The organism is Parvimonas sp. M20, assembly GCF_035282425.1.
Lineage (GTDB): Bacteria > Bacillota > Clostridia > Tissierellales > Peptoniphilaceae > Parvimonas.
Genome location: NZ_JAYKBQ010000040.1, coordinates 1 through 952, shown reverse-complemented (window position 1 = coordinate 952; position 952 = coordinate 1). Strand labels below are relative to the sequence as shown.

The window sequence follows — 952 nt, the reverse complement described above, 5'->3', positions numbered from 1 at the left end:
AGGGGTAAGTTTCAACCTGGCTGAACTCTCCGAAGTAATAGGCGCGCATCGACTTGAACGCTTGCCTATACATCGGGTAAGCAATCATATCAGTCGGGCCGACGTTGCTATAGTAGCTGCCGTGATCACCACCCGACAAACCTAGGCCATTTTGCCAGTTGCGCAGCTTAGCAGTGTCAGCTGAACGCTGATCCGCCGAAATGACGTCGATACCGCCAGCACCAACATTATTCTCGGTTGAATAAGCCTGACTAGCAATTTGCCATCCTAGGTAATCATGCAGATTCTTAATCTGTTCGACGGTGAGCTTATTAGCCTTACCTGTATCGACAGCAGGCGAAACATACAGCACACCCTTAAAGCCATACTGCGACATTACCTGGGAGGCAAAATTGATGGCATTAGGGTATTGGTCATCAAAGGCTAGAATCAGTTTGCCCTTGTTGATGCCCGGAGCCACAGCCTCCACATTACCTACGGCAATGGTGAACGGGGATGAGGTGTTAGCCTGGATCTCAATCATAGCCCAGGTTACAGCGGTAAGCGTGGCACCAGTACCAACAGCAGTGAACTGGCTGGTAGGCACCATAAAGGATCCCCAGCGTTGTTCGCCGCTTTTCTGGCCCTCACGAATCAACCCTGAAAAGTTGAATTCATGGTAGTTAGCCCCAGGCGAAGAGGGACTGCCTGCCGAATATAGACGAACCTTGTAGGTATTCAAACGTGGGTCAACATTGGCAACAGGCTTAGTCCATATACGGATTAGCTGGTTGCTGACGTCCACAGAAGAAGCCAATGCATTCACAGGACGAAGCTGCCTAGCATTGAACGAATTCATGGTCAAAGTGAGACGCGTTGCCCCATACAACGCATCCCCAGTAACATCGGATGCCTCACCAGGAGGGCTCTGCAGGGAGCTGACCTGCTGTAAAGGCAACAGAACGGTGGTAGC

The 952-nt window shown here is 50.9% G+C and carries 1 protein-coding gene; it reads right to left on the bottom strand.

From position 1 onward, the window contains the following. The coding region (locus VJI93_RS08225; protein ID WP_324009233.1) for a hypothetical protein at positions 1-805 on the bottom strand (805 nt) is incomplete at its 3' end. Between the last annotated feature and the right edge of the window lie 147 nt (positions 806-952).